This window comes from Myxacorys chilensis (assembly GCF_059505265.1).
On record NZ_JCACKG010000248.1, the window covers coordinates 1 to 2,686 of the forward strand.

Consider the following 2,686-nt stretch of genomic DNA (forward strand, 5'->3'; position numbering starts at 1 on the left):
CACCGATCGGGACGGGCGCCCGCGCAGCGACCTGACGCACCGCGCCCTGGCCTGGCGGCACGGTGGCGAGGCCGGCCTGGCCGTGCTCGCCGAGACCCCGTGGCGCCCGCCGCTCGCCACCATGGCCGCCGCCCGCGCCGCGGTCGAGGAGGCGGGCGTGTCGCCTTCGGTCCTGACGATCAACAACAACCGCATCACCGGGCCCGGCTTCCAGCTCCGGCTGGCTCGTACGGGATCGTGGTGGCGCTTCGAGAAGCACCGGGGCCGGTGGGAGATCACCGCGCCCCCGGCCGACGCGCCCGACGATCTCCTCGGGCCGCCGGCCTCCGCCTGACGGCGCAGGCCTCCGCCTGACGGCGCAGGCCTCAGCCGGCGACGTTGTGGGTCGTGTCGCCCCGAGCGCCCGCGCCCTGCCCCGGCACCACGGCGCCGGCCAGCGCGTGGAGCAGGGCGGTGCGGCTCTTCACGTCGATCAGCACCGGCGCGAGCATCGGCTCGACCAGCCGGCGCCGCCACGTCACCGAGATGCCGTCGAGCACGAACGGGTCGCTGACCCAGCCCGGTTGGATCGAGCCGAAGCACAGCACGCCACGGACGGGGATGTCGGAGAACGGTGTCTGGGCCACCGCCGTGGTGACCGCCTCGACCTGGCTGCGGACGATCGCCACCAGCTCGGAGCGGTCGACGTCGGCGATGTGGAGCCGGGGGTCGGCGTTGAACCAGTCGCCGAGGTCGCGTCGCTCGAGGCGCCCCTCGAGCACCGGCACGGCGTGGACGACCCACACCCCGTTCACGGCGACGACCAGGTGGTCGATCGGCGGGACGTCGGCGGACACGCGCAGACCGTGCAGCACCTCGAGGTGGTGGACGCGAGCCGCTTCGAGGGTCTGGCCGACGCGGCCCTCGCCCATGTCCCCGCGATCGAGGGGCAGGGTGAGGTCGGGGTCGAGGCCCGGAGGCACCACCGGGGCGTCGAGGATGCGGTCGAAGGCGAAGCCGTCAGGGCCGGCGGCGGCGCCGTCGCCCTCGTCGCCCGAGCGCAGGCGCCCGACGATGGACGTGACGGACCGCGCCCGACGCTCGTCCTCGGGCGACGCGATCACCTCGCCCAGCTCGGCGGGCGCCGGGGCCGGGTGGTGCACCTCGGGCGGCACCGTGAGCGGCTCGGTCGCGACGGTCGGCGCCTCGGCCGGGGCTGGACGCTCGGCCGGCACCGTGCCCTCGCCGGCCGGCGGGGCGGGCGGCGCGGCGTCGACCGGGGTGGGTGCCACGGGCGGCGGAGGCGGCGCGTCCGGGCCCGGCGGTGGTGGCGGCGGCGTGGGGCTGGGCCGGTCCGGCGGGCTCGGCGCCGGCGGCACCGGAGGCACCGGCGGAACCGGGGGCTCCGGCGGCAGCGGGTCGGTCTCCGGCGGCAGCGGGTCGGTCGACCCGACGGCGGACGGGGCGGCCGCCGGCGGCGCGGCGGTGGCCAGCGACGCATCGGCCGCCGGGCCGGCGTCCCGGCGGTTCAGGCGGCGACGTCCGCCACCGCGTGCGCGTTCCACGTTCCGGGCCGGCAGGGCACCGGTGCCGGCTCCGCCCGGTGCGAGCTCCCGCTCCGGCAGCGCCGCACCGGTCGCCGGCGAGGGCTCGGGTGCGCGCACGGGGAGGTCGGCCTCGTCGGCGGCGTCGGGGCGGGGCACGGCCACCACCCGGCGGTCCCGCGCCCGGGCGAAGCGCCCGCGGAGATCCTGGCCTGGTGGCACCACGGGACCCGGGGCCGTCGGATCGCCCGGGACCTGCGGCGCCGCGTCCACCGCAGCGGCGGCCGGGCCGGGCGCGGGCGGCGTCGGGGCGGCCGGCGGACCCGCCTTGGGCACGGGTGCGGCGACGGCGACGTCGGGGTGGGTGGCGCGCTGGTAGCGCTCGCAGGTGACGCAGGTCGCCTGCCGAGTCGCCTCGTCCCACCACGCCTCGGTGCGGGGCGGCAGCTTGCTGAAGCAGATCTCGCAGACGGCGCGCGCTCGCAGGACGGTCAACTCCACCCGCCACCCTTCGGCAGGTCGGGGCCGATCTGAACCGTCGACCCCGCCGTTCCTCCCGGCGGAGCACATCACTGGTGACGGGCGGGGCATCCGGAGGTCTTTCCGGTGATCTCGGCCGCCGCCGCCGGGCCGGCGCCAGGTCACCCGGCTCGGGCGACCGGTGCTAGAACTCGCGCGCCGACCGACGGCCCAGACCAAGGAGGCAGCAGTTGAGCGACGACCGGCTCCGAACCGACGACGGGACGCCGATCGGGGGGTGGGTGCTGCGGGCCGACCCGGGCGGCTTCGACGTCGCGGCCACCCTCGCCGAGTACGGCCAGGTGTTCCGCTTCCCGCTCGAGCCGAGCGATCGGTCGGAGCTGATGGACGCCGGCCAGCCCTGCTTCCTCTACTCGGGCGACCGGTCGCGGGTCGTCGGCATCTGGGCCATCGGCGAGGTCGTGGCACCGACCACGCTCGTGGAGCTGGACGCCACCCCCGACGGGGCCGACGGTTCCGGCCTGTTCCTCTCCCAGCTCTACGCCGAGGTCGAGCTGCTGGCGCTGGTGAAGCCGCTCTCGGCCGACAAGCTCCGTGGCGACGAGGTCCTGGCCCGCAGCGAGCTGTTCAGGGAGCCGGACCGGCAGAACCCGGTGGTGCTGCGGCCCGAGGAGGTGCGGGCC

At 77.4% G+C, this 2,686-nt stretch carries 3 protein-coding genes; 2 read left to right on the plus strand and 1 reads right to left on the minus strand.

What is annotated here, in order from left to right:
* Window positions 1-334: hypothetical protein (locus tag AC5JLB_RS25500; protein WP_495876636.1), on the plus strand; the 334-nt coding region annotated here is incomplete at its 5' end.
* Window positions 335-365: 31 nt separating this feature from the next.
* On the opposite strand, the gene AC5JLB_RS25505 is transcribed toward AC5JLB_RS25500, so the two are convergent.
* Complete coding sequence (locus AC5JLB_RS25505) at window positions 366-2,018, minus strand: hypothetical protein (protein ID WP_495876637.1); 1,653 nt, start codon at window positions 2,016-2,018, stop codon at window positions 366-368.
* Window positions 2,019-2,233: 215 nt separating this feature from the next.
* On the opposite strand from AC5JLB_RS25505, the gene AC5JLB_RS25510 reads away from it, so the two are divergent.
* On the plus strand, window positions 2,234-2,686 hold a 453-nt coding region (locus AC5JLB_RS25510), incomplete at its 3' end, for a hypothetical protein (protein ID WP_495876638.1).